This is a genomic window from Kribbella lupini, assembly GCF_039529595.1.
In the GTDB taxonomy this organism is placed as follows: domain Bacteria; phylum Actinomycetota; class Actinomycetes; order Propionibacteriales; family Kribbellaceae; genus Kribbella; species Kribbella lupini.
On record NZ_BAAANC010000004.1, the window covers coordinates 650,665 to 670,413 of the forward strand.

16 protein-coding genes are annotated in these 19,749 nt (G+C 70.0%); 2 read left to right on the plus strand and 14 right to left on the minus strand.

Annotated features, from left to right (window positions below):
- Positions 1–38 precede the first annotated feature (38 nt).
- From ABD235_RS36225 to ABD235_RS36240, 4 genes are read right to left on the minus strand one after another with little or no spacing between them, the layout of a single operon-like run.
- On the minus strand, positions 39–2,006 hold the full coding sequence (locus ABD235_RS36225) for an IlvD/Edd family dehydratase (RefSeq protein ID WP_344182534.1): 1,968 nt from the start codon (positions 2,004–2,006) through the stop codon (positions 39–41).
- Entirely contained in the window at positions 2,003–3,457 is a 1,455-nt protein-coding gene (locus tag ABD235_RS36230; protein WP_344182536.1) for an aldehyde dehydrogenase (NADP(+)), read from the minus strand. Before ABD235_RS36230 ends, ABD235_RS36225 begins: the two co-directional genes overlap by 4 nt.
- Positions 3,454–4,344: a fumarylacetoacetate hydrolase family protein gene (locus tag ABD235_RS36235; RefSeq protein ID WP_344182538.1), complete on the minus strand. Its 891-nt coding sequence runs from the start codon at positions 4,342–4,344 to the stop codon at positions 3,454–3,456. The genes ABD235_RS36230 and ABD235_RS36235 overlap by 4 nt, the downstream gene beginning before the upstream one ends.
- 11 nt (positions 4,345–4,355) lie before the next feature.
- On the minus strand, positions 4,356–7,073 hold the full coding sequence (locus ABD235_RS36240; protein ID WP_344182540.1) for a UxaA family hydrolase: 2,718 nt from the start codon (positions 7,071–7,073) through the stop codon (positions 4,356–4,358).
- Positions 7,074–7,199: 126 nt separating this feature from the next.
- On the opposite strand from ABD235_RS36240, the gene ABD235_RS36245 reads away from it, so the two are divergent.
- On the plus strand, positions 7,200–7,883 hold the full coding sequence (locus ABD235_RS36245; protein WP_344182542.1) for a GntR family transcriptional regulator: 684 nt from the start codon (positions 7,200–7,202) through the stop codon (positions 7,881–7,883).
- An 83-nt stretch (positions 7,884–7,966) separates the two neighbouring features.
- Here ABD235_RS36245 and ABD235_RS36250 read toward each other — a convergent pair whose 3' ends face one another.
- Positions 7,967–9,610 (minus strand): phosphodiester glycosidase family protein, encoded by a 1,644-nt coding sequence (locus ABD235_RS36250; protein ID WP_344182544.1) that lies wholly within the window; start codon positions 9,608–9,610, stop codon positions 7,967–7,969.
- A gap of 81 nt (positions 9,611–9,691) precedes the next feature.
- Here ABD235_RS36250 and htpX point away from each other — a divergent pair, with 81 nt between their 5' ends.
- Positions 9,692–10,561 (plus strand): zinc metalloprotease HtpX, encoded by an 870-nt coding sequence (gene htpX, locus ABD235_RS36255; RefSeq protein ID WP_344182546.1) that lies wholly within the window; start codon positions 9,692–9,694, stop codon positions 10,559–10,561.
- Positions 10,562–10,611: 50 nt separating this feature from the next.
- Here the strand turns inward: htpX and ABD235_RS36260 are convergent, their stop codons facing one another.
- The 9 genes from ABD235_RS36260 to ABD235_RS36300 form a co-directional block, all read right to left on the minus strand.
- Complete coding sequence (locus ABD235_RS36260) at positions 10,612–11,808, minus strand: Gfo/Idh/MocA family protein (RefSeq protein WP_344182548.1); 1,197 nt, start codon at positions 11,806–11,808, stop codon at positions 10,612–10,614.
- Between the two features lie 73 nt (positions 11,809–11,881).
- A complete protein-coding gene (locus ABD235_RS36265) occupies positions 11,882–12,565 on the minus strand; it encodes a glycerophosphodiester phosphodiesterase (protein WP_344182550.1) in 684 nt (227 codons plus the stop codon).
- Positions 12,566–12,590: 25 nt separating this feature from the next.
- Positions 12,591–13,913, minus strand: coding sequence for an ABC transporter substrate-binding protein (locus ABD235_RS36270; RefSeq protein ID WP_344182552.1), 1,323 nt, complete (start codon positions 13,911–13,913; stop codon positions 12,591–12,593).
- Positions 13,910–14,725, minus strand: a complete 816-nt coding sequence (locus tag ABD235_RS36275; RefSeq protein ID WP_344182554.1) for a carbohydrate ABC transporter permease — start codon at positions 14,723–14,725, stop codon at positions 13,910–13,912. Before ABD235_RS36275 ends, ABD235_RS36270 begins: the two co-directional genes overlap by 4 nt.
- Complete coding sequence (locus ABD235_RS36280) at positions 14,722–15,672, minus strand: carbohydrate ABC transporter permease (RefSeq protein ID WP_344182556.1); 951 nt, start codon at positions 15,670–15,672, stop codon at positions 14,722–14,724. Before ABD235_RS36280 ends, ABD235_RS36275 begins: the two co-directional genes overlap by 4 nt.
- Complete coding sequence (locus tag ABD235_RS36285; protein ID WP_344182557.1) at positions 15,669–16,469, minus strand: inositol monophosphatase family protein; 801 nt, start codon at positions 16,467–16,469, stop codon at positions 15,669–15,671. The genes ABD235_RS36280 and ABD235_RS36285 overlap by 4 nt, the downstream gene beginning before the upstream one ends.
- A gap of 69 nt (positions 16,470–16,538) precedes the next feature.
- Positions 16,539–17,231, minus strand: a complete 693-nt coding sequence (locus tag ABD235_RS36290) for an MgtC/SapB family protein (RefSeq protein WP_344182558.1) — start codon at positions 17,229–17,231, stop codon at positions 16,539–16,541.
- Positions 17,228–18,214 (minus strand): 2-hydroxyacid dehydrogenase, encoded by a 987-nt coding sequence (locus ABD235_RS36295; RefSeq protein ID WP_344182560.1) that lies wholly within the window; start codon positions 18,212–18,214, stop codon positions 17,228–17,230. Before ABD235_RS36295 ends, ABD235_RS36290 begins: the two co-directional genes overlap by 4 nt.
- A gap of 43 nt (positions 18,215–18,257) precedes the next feature.
- Entirely contained in the window at positions 18,258–19,748 is a 1,491-nt protein-coding gene (locus ABD235_RS36300; RefSeq protein WP_344182562.1) for an FGGY family carbohydrate kinase, read from the minus strand.
- Between the last annotated feature and the right edge of the window lies 1 nt (position 19,749).

Consider the following 19,749-nt stretch of genomic DNA (forward strand, 5'->3'; position numbering starts at 1 on the left):
CAGCCCACGGATCGCTTCGAACGGCCCCCAGCCGCTCATCAGTGACTCTGTCTCGCGACGGCGGAGCCGGTCTTGCCGATCAGGAAGTCGAGGTCGCAGCCCTGGTTGGCCTGGGTGACGTGCTCGACGTACAGCTTCGCCCAGCCGCGACCGGTCGGCGCCGCCGGCGGTTGCCAGTCGGCCCGGCGCTTGGCGAGCTCCTCGTCCGGCACGTCCAGGTGCAGGCGGCGCGCCGCGACGTCGAGCTCGATCCAGTCGCCGGTGCGGACCAGCGCCAGCGGCCCACCGACGGCGGCTTCCGGCGTGACGTGCAGGACGACCGTCCCGTACGCCGTACCGCTCATCCGCGCGTCCGAGATCCGCACCATGTCGTCGACCCCGAGCTCCGCCAGCTTGCGCGGGATCGTCATGTTGCCGACCTCCGGCATGCCCGGGTAGCCGCGCGGCCCGGCGTTCTGCAGCACGAGCACGGTGTCCTCGTCGACGTCCAGCTCCGGGTCGTCGACCGCCTTGTCGTACTCCTCGATGCTGCTGAACACCAGCGCCTTGCCCCGGTGCTGCAGCAACCGCTCCGACGCCGCCGACTGCTTGATCACGGCACCGTCCGGCGCGAGATTCCCCTTCAGTACGGCGGTTCCCGCGCCGCTGCCGAGCGGGTTGCCGACCGGGCGGATCACCGGGTGCGCGGGCTCGCCTTCCTGCCCGCTCCAGTCGGTCCGCTCCGCGCGGGCGACGTTCTCGCCGATGGTCTTGCCGGTCACCGTGATCGCGTCGGCCTTGAGCAAGGGCAAGATCTCCCGCATCACCGCGGGCAGGCCGCCGGCGTAGTAGAAGTCCTCCATCAGGTACTTGCCCGACGGCTGCAGGTCCACCAGCCACGGGACGCCGCGCGCCCACTCGTCCATGTCGTCCAGCGTCAGCTCGACGCCGACCCGGCCGGCGATCGCCAGCAGGTGGATCACCGCGTTGGTCGAGCCGCCGATCGCGGCGTTCGCCCGGACGGCGTTGGCAAACGCGTCGCGGGTGAGGATGTCGCTCGGCTTCAGGTCCTCGTGGACCATCTGGACGATCCGCTGGCCGGCCTGCTGGGCGATCGAGTACCGGCGGGAGTCGACGGCCGGGATCGCGGCGGAGCCGGTGAGCTGCAGGCCGAGCGCCTCGGCCATGCAGGCCATCGTCGACGCCGTACCCATCGTCATACAGTGCCCGTTGCTGCGGGACATGCCGGACTCGGCGGCGGCGTAGTCCTCTTCGGACATGCGGCCGGCGTTGCGGTCCTGGGTGAAGCGCCAGACCGCCGTACCGGAGCCGATGTCGCAGCCGCGGAACTTGCCGTTCAGCATCGGGCCGCCGGTCACCACCAGGGTCGGCAGGTCGACGCTCGCGGCGCCCATGATCGAGCCCGGTGTCGTCTTGTCGCAGCCGGTCAGCAGGATCGCGCCGTCGATCGGGTTGCCGCGCAGGGACTCCTCGACGTCCATGCTGAGCAGGTTCCGGAACAGCATGGCGGTCGGACGGAGCATGGTCTCGCCGAGCGACATCACCGGGAACTCGAGCGGGAACCCGCCGGCCTGCCAGACACCACGCTTCACCGACTCGGCGAGCCGCCGAAGGTGGGCGTTGCAGGGCGTCAGCTCGGACCAGGTGTTGCAGATGCCGATCACCGGCCGCCCGTCGAACACCTCGTCCGAGAACCCCTGCGCCCGCATCCACGACCGGTGGATGAACCCGTTCCGGTCCTTCTCCCCGAACCAGTGATCGAAGCTCCGCCGCCCGGTCTCACCGTGGCCCGCCGCACTCGGCGGCTCGCCGGCCGGCCTGCCCGTCTTCTCCGGAGTCGGCTCGCCTTCGGCATCGCGCTGGAGGGAGGGAATAGAGGGGCCGCCCGCCCCCGCCTCGCCTCCGGCGGCGGGAGAACCCGCCCCGGCTCCGCCGGATGCAGCCGGCCCCTGGTCGGCCGGGGTGTTGATGTCGTTGGGGTCGTCGGTCGGGGGCAGGTCGGTCATCGAGGAACCTCCGCGGTGGTGATCGTCCCGTTCACCCGGCGGCTGATGCCGGCCGGGTTCTTGTCCTGCAGTACGGCGGGGAGAACGGCGTCCGGCGTGTCCTGGTACGCGACCGGGCGCTGGAAGCGGCGGGCGGCGGTGACGCCGACGCTGGTGTGGATCGAGCCGACCGTCGACGGGAACGGGCCGCCGTGGTGCTGGGCCCACGAGACGGCCACACCCGTCGGCCAGCCGTTCCACAGCACGCGGCCGGCGCGGGCCGTGAGCAGCGGAAGAAGACGCGTGGCGAGCTCGGCGTCAGCATCTTCAGCGTGCAACGTCGCCGTCAGGTTGCCACCGAAGGCCTCGATCCCCGCGACCAGTTCGTCGACCGACGCGTACTCGACGACGACCGACACCGGGCCGAAGCACTCCTCGAGGATCTCCTCGGACCGGGCGAGCAGCTCAGGCACCGTGGTCTGCAGCAGCGTCGCACCACCGCCCTCGCTCCACACCCGCAGCCCGTCGACCTTGCGCAGCCGGTCGAGCCCCGAGGAGAACCCCTCGGAGATCCGCTCGTTCAGCATCGTCGCCGGAGCAACTCCACCGGTCGCCTCGACCAGCTGCTCCTGCAGCCCGTGCCCGGCCGGCAGGAACAACAGCCCGGGCTTCGTGCAGAACTGCCCGACCCCGAGCGTGTACGACGCGACGTACCCGCTGGCGATGTCCTTGCCCCGGGCATCGATCGCGGCCTGGGTGACGAAGACCGGGTTCAGGCTGCCGAGCTCCCCGTAGAACGGGATCGGCTCCGGCCGCGTCACCGCGATCTCGTGCAGCGCCTTGCCCGCCGGCACCGACCCGGTGAACCCGGCGGCGGTGATCCGCGCGTCCTTCAGCGCCTCGACGCCGACGTCGTACCCCTGGATCAGGCCCAACGTCCCGGCGGGCGCGCCGGCCGCGGTCAGCGCCTCGATCATCACCTCGGCCGTCCGGACGGACAGCTCAGGATGCCCCGGGTGCGCCTTCACGATCACCGGGCAACCGGCCGCCAGCGCCGACGCCGTGTCGCCACCACAGACGCTGAACGCGAACGGGAAGTTGCTCGCAGCAAACACCAGGACCGGCCCGAGCGGCACCAGGACGCGCCGCAGATCCGGCCGCGGCACCGGCTTGGCCGAAGCGTCGGCGGTGTCGATGATCACCTCGAGCAGCGATCCCTCTTCGAGCGCGTCGGCGAACATCCGCAGCTGCCCGCTGCTCCGCCCGACCTCGCCCTTCAACCGGGCCTCCGGCAACGAGGTCTCCCGCTGCGCGATCGGGACCAGCTCGTCGGACGCCGCGTCGAGCGCGTCGGCGACCGCACGAATCCACCCGGCCCGTACGGCGGGCGCGGACGCCGCCAGCGGTGCCGCGGCCTCGGCGGCGTCCGCCAGCGCCTGCTCGAGCTCAGCGGGAGTGGTGTCGCGGGTCATCGGTTCTCCTCCAGGGATTCAGTGGCCAGATAGCTGAACGGTTCACGTCCGACCACCACGGTATTCGTCAGCGTGCCGATGTCACTGATCGTGATCGCGACCACGTCACCGGCCTGCAGCGCGAAGTCGAGCTCCGGCACGATGCCGGTCCCGGTGGCCAGGATCACGCCGTCGGGGAAGTCGTTCGGGACGAACAGCACGTCGATCAGGTCCTGCAGCCCGCGGATCAGCTGCCCGGTCGACGTCGTACCGGTGAAGACCTCGTCGTCGCCGCGCCGGATCACCAGGTCGATGGTCAGGTCCTTCGGGTCGGCGACCTCCCAGACGGGGCGGATGCCGGTGGCCAGCGCGCAGCCGCCGGCGAACACCTTGGCCTGCGGGATGTAGAGCGGGTTCTCGCCCTCGATCGAGCGCGAGCTCATGTCGTTGCAGACGGTGAACCCGACGATCTCGCCGTGCGCGTTGGCGACGATCGCCAGCTCCGGCTCCGGTACGTCGTGACCGGAGTCGACGCGGATGCCGATCTGCTCGCCGTCCGTGACGAGCCGCCAGGCCGGCGACTTGAGGAACAGCTCGGGACGCTCGGCCGAGTAGACCCGGTCGTAGATGTCCTCGTCGCCGCTCTCCTCCATCCGGGCGCCGCGGGACCGCTCGTACGTGACGCCCGCGCACCAGACCTCCCCGCGACCGTCCAGCGGCGGCAGCAGCTTGACGTCGCCGACCGGGAGCGGGTCGCCCGTCTTCGCCACCGCCGCGCGGAACTCCTCGGCGGTCAGCCGGAGCAGTTCGGCCAGGTCGGTGACGCCGAGAACCGGTGCCACCGTGTCACCGGTGCGGACGCCGGCCTGCGGACGGCCGCCGGGAGACTGGAATCGGACCACGTGCATGGGTTCACCTTTCACATCGACGTCCCGAGCAGACCACGGGTGATCTGGAAACCTACGTTGCCTGAGGCAACTGCCTTGGGGACCTGCCGGCGACTCGCGACGGCGGCGATCGCCTCCAGGCCGGTTCGCGCCTGGTCCGCGGCGTCACCGGCGGCGACGGCGTCCAGGTCGTCGCCGTACTTCGCGACGGTCTCGGCGTCGCTGCTGAACTCGACGACCGGGACGAAGCGCTGCGCGGACAAGGTGCCGCCGGCAACGTGCGCGAGGATCTGCTGGACGCCCCCGGCGCCGAAGCCGGTGGCCGTTTCCATCCAGTCGGTGCCGGGCATGCGCATGACGTGCCAGCCCGGTACGGCGAACCGCTGGCCGTGGGCGACGGTCGGTCCAACCTCCGCTGTGGATCCGAAGGCAGCCGTCCGGAACACCTTGTTCTCGAGTAGTCCGCCCCGCGAGGAGAGCATCACCGAGCCACCCGCACCGACGATCTCTGCCCCGATCAGCGCCAACGCCTCGGCGGTCTCGTCGCTCAACGGCCCACGCGCCTCCAGCCCGACGGTCAGCGCGCCGACGTCCCCGTCGACCTCCACCGGCGCCGGCAGGTCGAAGCTGCCGAACCAGTCGCGGACCCGCTCGCCGACCGCGTCGAGTCCGCCGTCGGCCTGGATGCTCGCCCAGCCGAACCGCGACGGATCCGCGCCGGCCTCGACGAGCTTCGCGCGGAAGTAGTCGTTGTGCGTCTTCTCGCAGCCGTGCTCGAGGAGGAGAGCCATCCGGGTGTTCGGGTGCAGCAGGTAGCCGAGCATCGTCCGGGCGAAGGTCTCCTCGGAAGCACCGCCGGAGCTGCCGCACCCTTCGGTGTGCGGCAGCGCGACCATCCGGGTGACGGCGTCGCCCGCCCACTTTTCGGCCTCGGCCTGCGCGGAGAGTCGAAGCGCGATCATCCCCGAGCACAAGCTGGTCGGAAGAATCAGTCCGACAGCCTCCGGCAACTGCCGATCATCAACAGACAAAAGCTTTACTGCTGTAGCTGCTTCAGAAGTACTTGGTACGTCCAGCGGAAGACCCGGCAGCAGTGCGTCGCGGTCTTCTGCCGGGAGGTCCTCCAGCTTGCGGCTCATGCGGCCGTCGGTGGTGATGGAGATTCCTTCGACCGGGCCGGACTGGCGCCAGTTGCGCCAGATGGAGACCTGGCTGTGGCCGGCGCGTTCGCCGGCGCTGCGCTCGCCCGAGGCGACGCGGACGGTGAGGTCGAAGGTGTCGGCGGTGAGCTCGTCCATCGGCGTACCGGTGAGGTAGCGGCCGGCGTCGACGTCCATCTCGGCCCGCAGGTGCTCGTACCGGGTCGTCGTGGTGACGAACTTGAGCGTGGGCACGAACGGGAAGTTGGTGATCGACCCGTTGCCGGTGGTGAAGAAGATCAGGTTGCAGCCGCTGGCGATCTGGCCGGCGACGGACTCCAGGTCGTTGCCGGGGCTGTTCATGAAGATGTACCCGGTGCCCGGCAGCGGTTCGGCGTAGTCGATGACGTGGTCGAGCCGGACCTCGCGCGGCAGCTTGCGGGCCGCGCCGATCGACTTGAGCACGATGTTGTAGAGCCCGCGGTACATGTTGCCGCCGGACGGGTTGCCCTCGGCGGTGTGCCCGTGCCAGCCGACCCGGTCCTTGAACGACTGGACGAGCTCCAGGAACCGCCGCGCGGTCCCCAGGTCGCGGACGTTCTTCAGGACGTATCCCTCGGCGCCGATCAGCTCGTCGGTCTCCGCCAGTACGGCGGCGCCGCCGTGCCGGATCACCTCGGCGCCGACGTTGCCCGCGAGCGGGTTGGCCGAGATTCCCGAGAAGGCGTCGGACCCGCCGCACTGCAGCGCGATCAGCAGGTCGGACAGCGGGACCTCGACCCGCTGCTGCGCGTCGACCACCGGCAGCCACGGCTCGATCAGCTTCCCCGCCGCGGTGAGGTCGGCCTCGAACCCACCGGTGCGGGTGAAGTACGCGTGCGGCACCAGGATCTCCGGGTACCCCTGCGCGGCGACGAACTCCCGGATCGCCTGCCCCGAGACCACGTCCTCCTCGGTGTCCACGATCAGCACCGCGCCGACGTTCGGGTTCAGCGCGAAGCCGGCCAGCGTCGCGAGCAGGAAGTGCAGGTTGTTCGGCGTACCGTCCTCGCCGCCCTCGGTGTGCGCGACCGGTACGACGCCGTCGCCGGCCGCCGCGCCGTCGAATCGCCGGGCCAGCTCGGTGACGAAACCGCTCGACCGCGAGCTGGTCGCCATCACGACGACGTGGTTCCGGGTGCCGGCCGGGCCGCGCTCGCGCGGGTAGCCGAGGAAGGTGCCCGGCTGCTCGACGGAGGTGACCTGGCGGCCGAAGTTGAGGGCGTTCTCGTCCATTGCGTACGGGTCGAGCGGCTCGTTGCTCGCGGACGGCTCGTCCGGCAGGCCCTCGACGCCGCGCGCGCTGACGGCGGCCAGGCTGGGCGGCGTACAGACGTAGTCGCCGACGTCGAGGTCACGCAGGGCGCGCGCGAACGGCGTCTGCCAGGAAGTGATCGCCTCGCCCGCGCGGACCGGCCGGACGACGATCCGGTGGCCTTCGAGCACGGTGTGCGGCAGCGTCACCGGCGTACCGCCGAAGTCGATCACCGTCCCGGCCTCGAGCCGGCGGGAGCAGATCGCCGCGTTGTCCTCCGGTTCCGGCAGGACCCCGATCTCGTCGAACCTCAGCATCGCTTCTCCCACACCCCTGGGTGCTGGTCGCCGTTCATGAAATCGTGCATGATGCATGATTACGACCGTAACCCTGCCTAATCCACGAGGCTGGGTCAAGGGCTGGACCACGGGCTGGAGAGGCCGATGACGGACATCCTGGAGCCGCACGACCGGCGGCTGCTGCGCCGGCAGATGCTGGCGGACGACGTCTACGAGGCGATCAAGACGATGCTGATGGACCACACGATCCGGCCCGGCGGTCGGATCTCCATCGACGGGCTCGCGCGCGAGTTCCAGGTCTCGTCGACACCGGTCCGGGAGGCGCTGGCGCGGCTGGAGTCGGAGGGGCTCGCGGACAAGGAGCCGCTCAAGGGGTACCGGGCGACGCCACTGCTGTCGCTCGAGGAGTTCGAGGACCTGTACTCGTTCCGGCGGCTGCTGGAGCCGTGGGCCGCGCGCCGCGCCGCCGAACTGATCGACGACACCGGCCGCGAACGCCTCGCCGCCGAACTGTCGACCGCAGTCGAGCCGACCTCGGTCGACTACGCCGGGTACAAGTCACTCACCGCGCACGACAACCGCTTCCACACGCTGATCGCCGAACTGTCCGGCAGCGAGCAGGTCCGCCTCGCCTTCGAGCGGACCCACTGCCACCTGCACATCTTCCGTCTGCACTACGACCGCGACACCGGCCCCGAGGTCCTCGTCGAACACCGCCACCTGGTCGAAGCCATCTGCTCCGGCGACCCCACGGCCGCCGAAGCCTCGATGACCCAGCACCTGATCAACTCGATGTCGATCCGGCTCCGCGGCATCTACGACCAGTAACAGCCGCACCCGAAGCCGACTTTGAGCACCGCCCAGCCATCGGCGGGCGCGAAAAGCGGCTGGCCGGTACACAAAGTCGGGGTTCAGCGCGGGGTGACGACCAACGCGTCGCCCACCGGCCGCTCTCCGGTCGCGTCGGACGGGGTGTTCACGACCTTGCCGTTGGCGACCATCGTGGTCGAGCCTCCACCGTCCAGGTTGATCGCCTCCCGCAGACCGAAGGACTTGGCGACCGCGGCCGCCTCACCGATCCCCAACCCCAGGCTGCCGACGCCGCGGCCGTCGGCGGTGATCAGGACGGTGCGGCCCTGCGCGTCGACACCGGCGATCGTGCGCGGGTTCCGCTTGTGGACCCAGCCGTAGTAGAAGTTCGGGTTGTCGGCCGGCGCCATGCCGTCGGCCTTCACCGTGCCGGTGACGCGGCCGTCCCGGACCAGTTCCGGGCCGCCGTTCACGATCGTCGTCTTCGGCGACAGCCTGACATCGTGACCGCGGAGGTCGACGAGACCAGCGCGGATCTGCAGCCGCTGACCGATCTTCGCGGCCGCCAGCAAGCGCGCGACCTGGTTGCCCGTCGCCTGGACCGTCCGGCCACCCTCCGGGATCGCGCCGCCGCGCGTCGTCGTTCGGATCGCGGAAACCACACCACGCCGGTCCACGATCACCTCGGCCCCCGGTCCGCTCGGTGTCGCCACCCCGTACGACGCGTCGTACGCGATCAGCTCGTCGGCATCCGTGCAGGTCACGTCGTGCAGCGGCTTGGCGGTCGGGAGATCGTCGGCGGTGCCGCCGCAGTTGCGGATCAGCCCCGGCACCCGGTTGAGCCCGTCGAGCGGCAGCGGACGACCAAGACCGCGGACCTCGCCCCGCCAGCGGAACCGCTCGACCGTCGTACCGACGGCGTGGTCGTGGATCACCAGCGCGGGACGTCCCGCGGTCGGCTCACTCACCAGGCGACCGTCGTACACGGCAACCCCCGCGGGATCACCCGGCGCGCCCGCCTTGGGATCGAGCACGAAGAACCCGGCGTTCACCGCGGCCGTCGCGCCGGTCAGCGTCGCGAGCGTGCTGGTCGTCTCGCGCGCCTCCAGGTCCAGCCCGTACGACGCGTCGAGCGTCCCGCGGAACTTCCTCGGGTCGATCGTCAGCACCTGAACGTGCCACGGCCCGGTCGAGCCCCGGACGTCGTCCGGCTCACCGTCCCACCCGGTGTAGATGCTGGACCCGCTCAGCCCGGCGGCGATCACCTTCGTCCGCACCGCGTCCGCCTCGGCCTTGGTCGCGAACGACCCGAGCCGCACCCGCCACCCGAGGTTCCCTCCCCCGGCGTCGGCCAGTCGTGGCGTCGGCACGTCCTCGACCCGAGAATCGAGCCCAGCCGCTTTGAGCTTCGCCGCGGCAGCATCAGCCCCGGCCTTGTCCGACAACGCCGTCGCCGGCGCGTCAGGATCCGGCGAGCTGGACGGGATCGCGACCTCGACCGTCCAGAAAGAACCAGGCCCCGCCTGGCCGCGGGTGATCTTGGTCAACGTGACACCGGGCAGCAGCGTGCTGCTCACCCGCGATTCCGCCAGGTCAGCAGGTCCCAGCGGCAGACGGGCAGACAGTTGGCCAGGCGGCGCGACAGACGGATGGCCGTCCGGCGGCCCGGCGGTCGCGAGCCCACCGGTGGCGAGCGAGGTGACGAGGAGGGCGGTGCCGGACAGGGCAGTACGGCGAAGGGTCATAGGTAGTTCCTACGTTTGAACCAGCCGTGTCCGCAAGGAGTCGCGCGGAATGAGTACCGGCCCGCCGGCGTTGAAAACACCGTGACGCGAACTCTCAGCAACACCGTCAAAACCACCGTTCTGCTGGCGGTTCTGACCGGTCTGATCGTTGCGGTCGGTGGCCTGGTCGCGGGCACGACCGGTCTGGTGATCGCGGCCGCGTTGTCGCTCGGGCTGAACGCCTACCTCTTCTTCAACTCCGACAAGCTGGCCCTGCGGTCGATGGCTGCACGCCCGGTCAGTCCTCAGCAGGCTCCCGAGCTGTACGCCGTGGTCGCGGAGCTGGCGCAGCGCGCCGGCCAGCCGATGCCGCGGATCTACGTGAGCCCGGTCGCCCAGCCGAACGCCTTCGCCACCGGGCGCAACCCGGAGCACGCGGCGGTCGCGGTGACGGACGGAATCCTGCAGGTCCTCAGCCGTCGCGAGCTGCGCGCCGTACTGGGCCACGAGCTGGCCCACGTCTACAACCGCGACATCCTGACCTCCAGCATCGCCGCCGGCCTGGCCGGGATCGTCACGATGCTGGCCAACCTCGCGATCTTCCTGCCCTTCGGAGGCTCGGACGACGACGACCGGCCCAACCCGTTCGCCGTACTGCTGACCGTCCTGCTCGCGCCGGTGGCCGCCGGCCTGATCCAGCTGGCGATCAGCCGCAGCCGCGAGTACCAGGCCGACCACGACGGCGCCGAGCTGTCCGGTGACCCGCTGGCTCTGGCCAGTGCGCTCGCCAAGATCAGTCGCGGTACGGCGGCGCTGCCGCTTCCCGCGGAGTCCGGCGTCGCCACCCAGAGCCACCTGATGATCGCCAACCCGCTGAACGGCCAGGGAGTCGCGGCGCTGTTCGCCACGCACCCGCCGATGGAGGAACGCATCAAGCGCCTCCAGCAGCAGGCCCACGCAGTAGCTGCTTAGCCACACAAAGAAACAGCCCCGACCGGGAAGGTCGGGGCTGTTCGTGCGTTCTAGGCCGGAGCGTCCCCGTGGTCCGGGATCTCCAGCTGTACGCCGCCCTGCAGGGCCGACTGGTGGGCGTAGATCCCCGGCAGCGTGTAGCGCGCCGCGACCCAGGCGTTGACCGGCGGGATCGTCTTGTCGACGACCGCCCGGACGAAGTCGTCGGCGAGGAAGTGGTGCGACCCCTCGTGCCCGTTGTGCAGCCCGGCGAACTCCTTGGGCAGGCGCGACCGGTCGTGCACCGGCGACAGCCCGGACAGGAACGCGTCCCGCAGCGCCGGGTCGACGTTGACCAGGTCGTCGTCCTCCAGCGAGCCGCTCGGCTTGGTCTCCATCAGGTGGCTGATGTCCTCGACACCCTCCTTGGTCTGCCAGACCGTGGTGGTGGCGAGCTGCTCGAAGCTGCCCTCGGTCCCGAACACCCGCAGCCGTGACTCACGGATGTGCGAGGGGTACCCGACCCGGCGCATCTCGTTGGTCCGCATCACGCCGCCGTCGGCGAGCGTGAACAGCGCGGTCGCGTTGGAGAAGTCGTTGTCGAACTGGCTGATCTCCTTGTCGAACACCCCGTCCCCGCGGTCGTCCTTCACCCCGACGCAGGACACGTGCGTGGCGTGCTGCCCGGTCACCGAGAGAACGTTGCCCACGGCATGCGTCGGGTAGAGCATGGGCGGGAACGACGCGGTCTTCTTCCAGTCCTCACCACCGGAGTACTGGTACGCCGCGTAGAACCCGAGGTCCATGTCGTGCACGTAGTCGCCCTCGGAGTAGAAGACCCGGCCGAAGTCGCCCTTGGCCAGCCGGTCCCGGCAGTACACCGACGACGGGTAGTAGTAGCTGGTCTCGCCCATCATGTACGTCAGGCCGGTCTCCTTGACCAGCTCGATGATCCGGGCGATCTGGTCGGCCTCGATCGCCATCGGGACCGTCGAGTAGACGTGCTTGCCGGCCTCCAGCGCCTGGATCGCCATCTCGCCGTGCAGCCACCGCTGGGTGAAGATCGCCACCGCGTCGACGTCCGAGGCGAGCATGTCCTCGAACGAGGCGTAGGTGACCTCCACGCCCTGCTTGGCGGCCATCTCGGCCGCCCGGTCGGGCAGCACGTCGGTCAGCGAGACCGCCGTGACGTCGGGGTGCGCGGTCCACAACCGCAGGAACGAGGGGGCGAACTGGCCGGCTCCGACCACACCGATGCTGATGCTCATGGATCAAGGCAATCACACATTTTTGTTCCACGAAAGAACAAATCCGCACGTTGAAATCTGTGATCCAGGCCACTCAGCGCCGCGCGGCCGCCATCAGCCGATCCGGATGATCCGTGGTAATCCCGTCGACGCCCAGCTCCACCGCGCGAGCGAAGACCGCTGCGTCCGGGACCGGCCAGGCGGTCACGTCGAGCCCCTCGCGGTGCAGCTCGGCGACGCCCTCCACGGTCAGCCCGGCGATCCCGCACAACGCCCACGTGGCCTCCGCGGCCCGCGTCAGTGCCAGTACGTCGGCGACCTCCGGCGTCCGCCCGAAGATGAGCCCGGTCGTGGCCGACGGCATCGCCCGGCGTACGGCGAGCAGGATCTCCGCGTTCGACGACGTCACCATCGTCCGCCCGGCCAACGCCGGATCGGCCTGCAGCGACTCGACCAGCAGCGGTACGGCGCGCGCCGCCTTCACCTCGGCCTGGATCCGTACGCCGACCGCCGCGATCGTCTCGGCCCACGTCGGCACCTGCTCGCCGAGGCCGGCGTCGAGCTTCCGCAGCTCGTCGAAGGTCAGCTCCTCGACCGGGCCGGTCCCGTCAGTGGTCCGGTCGACGGTCGCGTCGTGCAGCACGATCAACTCGTCGTCGGCGGTCACCCGCAGATCGAGCTCGATCTCGTCGCACCCGTACTCGATCGCCTTGCGGAACGAGCGCAGGGTGTTCTCGGGTTCGGACCCCATCACCCCGCGATGGCCGGTGACGATCACAACGCCTCCTCGCGCCGATGGTTGCTCACAGCACCTTCTCCTCGTACAGCCGGGACACTTCCTCGCCGATCGCCTCGAGCCGCCGGGCGACCGACGCGAACACCTTCTTCGGGGCCGCGTTGTCGGCGTAGATCTGCTGCAGGCCGGTGTAGATCGCGACGTTCGCGTTCCGCCCGTAGAGCCGGATCGCGTCCTGCGGCCGCGCGTTCACCAGCTGCGCGATCGCGACGCCGTAGTTGGGCTCGTCGGCGACCAGCTTCTTCAGCGCCGGGTCCTCGCGGGCCTTGTCGACCACCGGGAGGTACCCGCTCTGCGTGGTCCACCAAGCCGAGTTCTCCGGCGTCGCGAGGAACTCCAGGAACTTCGCGGCCGCCTGCTTGCGCTCGGCCGACGCGTTCCGGAACATCCCGATCCCGCCACCGCCGGTCGCCAGTCCCGCGGCGACCTCCGAGGGGATGAACCCGGCGCCGACCTTGAACTTCGCCTTGCTCATCGCGCTCTTCAGCCCACCGGTCGAGTCCTGGCACATCGCGACCAGTCCGCCCGCGAAGTCCGTCATCGGGCTGCTGGCCATGTAGCCGTGCCCGTCTTCGTGGATCAACTGCCGCTGGAACTCGCCCGCCGCGACCGCGCCGTCCTGATCGATCGCGACGTCGAGCCCGTGGGAGTACGCGCCGCCGAACTGCCAGACATTGCCCTGGAACTGCCAGTCGCCGTCCACCTTCGCCAGCGCGAGCGTCCGCATCGGCCGGCCCTTGGCGTCGACCTTCGCGAGCGTGTCACCCCAGGACCGCAGCTCGCTCCAGGTCCGCGGTGCCCGGTCGGGCAGTCCGGCCTTCGCGAAGACGTCGCGGTTGTAGTAGAGGATCGGCGTACTGCGGGCGAACGGCACGCACCAGCTCTGGCCCTTCACGACGTACTCGTTGAACAGCTTGGAGTGGAAGACCGCCGGGCCGAACCCGTCGGTGAAGTACCCGTTCAGCGGTTCGAGCGCGTCGTTGAGGAAGAACCGTTCCCAGGTGACATCGGACAGCACGGCGAGATCCGGCGTCTGCCGCGCGATCAGCCCGGCCGCGACCTTCTGCGCCACGTCGTCGTAGCTGCCCTGGAACTGGGCCTCGACGTACACGTCGCTCTGCGACTCGTTGAACTTGGCCACGAGTTTGTCGACCGCCTTGCCGTTCGTCCCGCCGTACGACGACCAGAACACGACCCTGGTCCGCCCGGCGTACTGCTTCGGGATGGCGCCGGCCGGCTGCTGGTACTCCGCGTCCGGCGACCGGTAGCCGCACCCGGCCAGCGAGGCCGCCGCGGCCAGGCCGAGAAACGCCCTGCGACGAATGGTCATCCCTTCAACGCTCCTTGGGTGATGCCGCCGACGATGTAGCGCTGGGCGAACAGGAAGATCAGCAGCATCGGCGCGAGCACGAGCAGCGTGCCGGCCATGATCGTTCCCCAGTTGGCCAGGCCTTCCTCGTCCTTCAGGATCAGCAGACCGACCGGCAGCGTGCGCATGTCGGCGGTGTTGGTGACGATCAGCGGCCAGACGAAGTTGTTCCACTCCTCGACGGCGGTGATCACCACGACGGTGACCAGCATCGGCCGCGACATCGGCAGCACGACCCGCCACAACGTCCGCAGGTGGCCGGCGCCGTCGACCGCGGCCGCGTCGGTGACCTCGCCGGGCAGCGTGAGGAAGTGCTGGCGCATCAGGAACGTCGCGAACGCCGAGCCGATGCCGGGGATGATCAGTCCGGCGTACGTGTTGATCCAGCCCAGCGACGCGACGGTCAGGTAGTTGGGCAGCAGCGTCACGTGCCCCGGCACCATCATCGCGCCGAGGACCAGCAGGAACAGCACCTTCTTGAACGGGAAGCGCAGGTAGGCGAACGCGTACGCCGTGAGCACGGCGTTGGCCACCTTCAGGATCGTGCCGGCCACCGTGATCACCGTCGAGTTGACGAAGAACCGGTCGAACGGCGCCGCCTCCCAGGCCAGCTTGAAGTTGTCCCAGGTGAAGTCGTCGGGCCACCAGACCGGGGGCCACTGGTAGATGTCGGCCGGCTGCTTCACGGCCGCGGAGATCAACCAGTACAGGGGTCCCAGGAAGATCGCCGCGACGCCGAGCAGGACGACGTACTGGACCGCACGCACCTTCATCGGTAGTGCACCCGCCTCTCCATCACGCGGGCCTGGACCGTGGTGACTACCAGCAGGATCACGAACATGATGATCGACAACGTCGCGGCCCGGCCGGCGTTGAACGCCTGGAAGCCCTCGTTGTAGATCGACCAGCTCAGCGTCGTGGTGGCGTCGCCCGGACCGCCGCCGGTCATCACGGCGATCACGTCGAAGGCCTGGAAGGTGCCGATCACGGTCGTGATCAGCAGGAAGAACGAGATCGGCGCGAGCAGCGGCAGCTTGATCGCCCGGAACCGCGTCCAGGTGCCGGCGCCGTCGATCGCGGCGGCCTCGTCGAGCTCCTTCGGCAGGCCCTGCAGGCCGGCCAGGTAGATCAGCGCGGTGAACCCGACGTTCTTCCACAGGTAGACGATGACGAGCCCGGGCAGCGCCCAGTCGGAGTTGTTCATCCAGTCCGGCGGTTCGGCGCCGAACGGCTCGATCAGCGCGCGCATCAGCCCGTAGCCGGGATCGAAGACGAACAGCCAGATCGTCGCGACCGCGGCGCCGGACAGGATGTGCGGCGCGAACGAGATCGTCCGGACCAGCCCGCGGCCCTTCAGCGGCTGGTTGAACAGCACCGCCAGCGCCAGGCCGATCACCAGGCTGCCGGCCACGATCAGTCCGGTGAACGCGACCGTGACGCCGAGCGTCTTGTGGAACGCCGGGTCGGTCAGCGTGTTCGCGTAGTTGTCCAGGCCGACGAAGGTCGGCCGGGCCGCGATCATGTTCCAGTCGGTCAGACTGAGGAACGCGTTGTAGAGGATCGGCCAGTACGCGAAGACCGCGATCACCAGGAGGTTCGGCGCCACCAGGAGCGCGAACAGCCCGTACTCGCGACGCCGGCGCCGCCGTCGTTCGTCGGTCCCGGCGGGCGCTCTCACCTCGTCCGGATGCGCCCGGGCCGGCAGGTCCACCACTGTCATGCCACTCGTCTCCTCACCCTGCTCAACACCCCGGCCAAGGACTCGGCCAGATCGGGCGGGGCTGCGAGCAACCCGCCCGGCAACGACGTGCCCGGTCCGCCGATCGTGCGGGCGCCGGCCTCCCGGGCGATCAATCCACCGGCCGCCACGTCCCACGGCTGGATCACGTGCTCGTAGTACGCGTCCGCCGTACCGTCGGCGACCGAGCACAGGTCGAGCGCGGCCGATCCACCACGCCGCAGATCTCGTACGGCGGGGAGCACCTGCCGCAGGTACTCGGCCTGCTCCGCGCGGCGCTCGGCCAGGTACGAGAAGCCGGTGGCGACCAGCGCCTCGGCCAACTTGCGGCCCTCGCGGACCTTCAGGTACTTCCCGTCGCGCGACGCACCCGCACCCCGTACGGCGGACCAGGTGATGCCGGTCATCGGCTGGTGGACGACGCCGACGAGCCCGCCGCGAGCATCCTGGACCGCGATGCTCACACACCAGTCCGGCCGCCCGTACAGGTAGTTGACCGTCCCGTCGAGCGGGTCGATCACCCAGGTCAGTCCGGTCGTGGACTTTTCACGGGCGCCTTCCTCACCGAGCAGACCGTCGCCCGGACGGGCACTCAGCAGCCCGTCGACGATCAGTTGCTCCGAGGCCCGGTCGGCCGCGCTGACCGGGTCCGTGCCCGAGCTCTTGGTCTGCGCGCTCTCCAGTGACACCTGGTCCTGCCGGGCCAGCAGTTCCGCACCGGCCGCATGGGCCAGACGCGTTGCCAAGCCGAGCAGGTCGCGAAGGTCGGGAGTGGGCATGCCGGTGAAATTATCATCGAATGATGGTTTCAAACAGTCCTACGATGTGATTTTCTCACTCAATTCACATCAGTCCTCGTCTGCGCGCAGCCGGACCGCGGTCACACCGTCCAGCTCCTCGAGCGCGACGACGAGGTTCTGCAACGGCGGCTTGCCCCGGAACCGCATCGCCGCCCGGACCTGCTGCTTGCCGTCCTCACGCCGTACGTCGGTGCCGAGGATCGATGCCTCGAAACCCATCGCGGTCGCGGTGTGCAGGATCGCCCGCAGGACGCCGGCGCCGTCCAGGTACCGCACGGTGACGATCCGGTTCCGGTCCGGCGACGGTAGGAAACGCGCCAGGCGGCCGAAGGCACCGACCGCGATCAGGTGCAGCACGGTCGCCGCGCCCGCGAGCACCGGCATCCCTGCCCCACAGGCCATGCCGATCGCGGCGGTCATCCAGATCGTCGCGGCCGTGGTCAGCCCGCGGACGACGTCCCGGCGCATGAAGATCACGCCGGCGCCGAGGAACCCGACGCCGGACACCACCTGCGCGGCGATCCGGGACGGGTCCAGATTGACCTCCGAGCCGAGCACGGTGGAGAACCCGAAGCCCGAGACCAGGGTGAACAGCGCGGCGCCGGTGCCGACCAGGGTGTGCGTGCGCAGGCCGGCGCTCTTCTGCTGCAACTGGCGTTCGAGGCCGATGATCATCGAGAGCACGAACGCGATCAGGAGCAGCAGCAACTCGGTGCCCGTGCTGCCGGAGACGAACTTCATCTCAGAAAGTCTGCAACAGCCTGGGCAGCCAGAGAAGCGGCCCGATGCGCGGTCTGGCGGGTCGCACCGGCCAGGTGCGGAGTCATCACGATGTTCGGGGCCGTCAGCAACCGGGAGCCTTCGGGCAGCGGTTCGGTCGGGAAGACGTCGAAGGCCGCGGCGCCGAGGTGACCTGACTCCAGGGCGTCGACGGTCGCGTCGTAGTCCAGCAGGCCACCGCGGGCCGAGTTCACCAGTACGGCGCCGCGCGGCATCCGCGCGAGCTCGTCGGCGCCGATCATGCCGCGCGTGGTCTCGGTCAGGCGGGCGTGCAGGCTGACCACGTCCGACCTGGTCAGCAACTCGTCCAGCTCGACGACCTCGATGCCCTCGGGCGGCGAGGCCGGGTCGAGGATCGGGTCGGCGACCAGGACGTGCGCGCCGAAGGCGAGCATCACGCGGGCGACCCGGCTGCCGATCGCGCCGTACCCGATCAGGCCGACCGTCGAGCCGTCCAGCTCACCGCCGCACTCGTCGTACGCGTAGAGGTCGCTACGCCACTCGCCCTGCTCCAGAGTGCGCTGCAGTTGCGGAAGCTTGCGCAGGGCACCCATCATCAGGGCGATCGCGTGTTCGGCAGCCGCACCCGCGTTGCGGCCGGGCGTGGAGGCCACCTGGACGCCGCGCTTCGTTGCCGCGGGCACGTTCACGTTGACCGGACCGCCGCGGCAGCAGACCAGGTACCGCAGGTCGGGCGCGGCCTCGAGGACCCGCTCGGTGAACGGGCCCATCTGCGTGACCACCAGCTCGATCCCGGGCAGCGCCTCGATCAGCGCGTCCTCGACGTCACTCGCCTCGTCCACCTCCCCGACCCGCCCGTACGGCGTCAGCGGCCAGGGCAGGGTCAGCTCGCTGAACTCGAACGTCACGCCAGGCAGGGCGGACAGCTTCTCGGCGAGCAGTTCGTTGCGGACGAAATGGTCGCCGGCCAGCAAGGTCTTCATCGAACTCCTGAATTCGTCGGGCGGTGGGCTGGGCGGGCGGCGGTTACGCCGGGACTCCGGAGGTCGTCGGGCGCGCAGCACTGACCGCCGAGGGTCCGGACGTCGTCGGCCGGTAGGTCGGTGCGGGATCGGCCCAGCGGGGGCGGGCAGCCTCGATCCGGCGCAGGTAGTGGGCGTAGCCCTCGGCGTAGAAGGCCGCGCGGGCGGGATCGGGATCGATCTGGCGCGTCTCGGCGATCCACTCGTCGCCGACCTCGCCTTCGAGGCGTTTGGCCGCGATCACCGCGCCGCGTGCGGCGACCTGCGAAGCCTCGGTGGTGTGCAGCGGGGCGTTGAGCACGTCGGCGAGGATCTGGGTCCACTCGCTGCTGCGGGCGCCACCACCGCAGACGGTCACCTTGCCGGTCCAGCCTGCCGCGTCGAGGCAGTGGCGGGCGGCGTACGCGATGCCCTCGCAGGTCGCGCGGAGGAGGTCGCCCTGGGTGGTCGAGAGCGAGATGCCGTCGAAGGTGCCGCGGGCGTTGGTGTCGACGAAGGGAGCGCGCTCGCCGGCTTCGGAGAGGTAGGGCAGGACGGTGACGCCGTTCGCGCCGGGGCGGCTGTCGGTCAGGAGTTGCTGCAGTTGCGTGGTGGTCGCGCCGACCAGTTTCAGCACCTGGTCGAGCGCTGCGGTGCCGACCATCGCGGGCATCGCTCGCAGCCAGACGCCGGGGGTCCAGGTGCCGAGGAAGAGGCCCGCCGGTTCGCCGTCGACGGGTAGGTCCCTGGTCACCACCTGGCAGGCCAAGGTGGTTCCGACGGTCAGCAAGGCGTCGCCCACCTCGGTCACGCCGGCGCCGATCGCCGCGGCGGGGAGGTCGTACGGGCCCGAGGAGACTCGGGTGCCTTGCGGGAGCCCGAGGCTGTCGTCCTGCAGTTCGCCGACCGGCTTGCCGACGGGTGCCAGCAGGTGCTGCCAGTCCGTCAGCCCGCAGGTGGCCAGGGCCTCGGCGTCGTACTCGCCTGTCCGTGGATCAAGGAAAGGCGCCGACGCATCGGAGACGTCGGTGGCGCGGACGCCGGTGAGCCGCTGCATGACGACGTCCTTGCAGTACGCCGCTGTGGTTGCCCGGCTGAGGGTTTCCGGCTCTTCAGCGAGCACCGCTGCCAGCAGCGGGCCGGAAGCGCCGGGGAACATGCGGTTGCCCGACCGCCGGAAGACCTGCTCGGCCACTCCGCTCTCGGTCCACTCACCGAGGATCGAGCTGCTCCGAGCATCGAGCCAGGAGATGGCAGGTCGGACGGGGTGGCCGGAGTCGTCGACCAGCCACAACCCATCGCCCTGTCCTGTAATGGCTACAAGGTCGACGTCACCGGACAGCTCCTTGATCACCTCGTTGACTGAGGCAACTATTTCGTCGGTGTCGTGCTCGAAGCGACCGGGGCCGGGGCGGACCAGGCGGGTCGGCCGGGAAGCCTCGGCCACCTGCCGGCCGTGGTCGTCGAAGGCGACGGCCTTGGTGACAGTCGTTCCGACGTCGACACCGATGTCCATG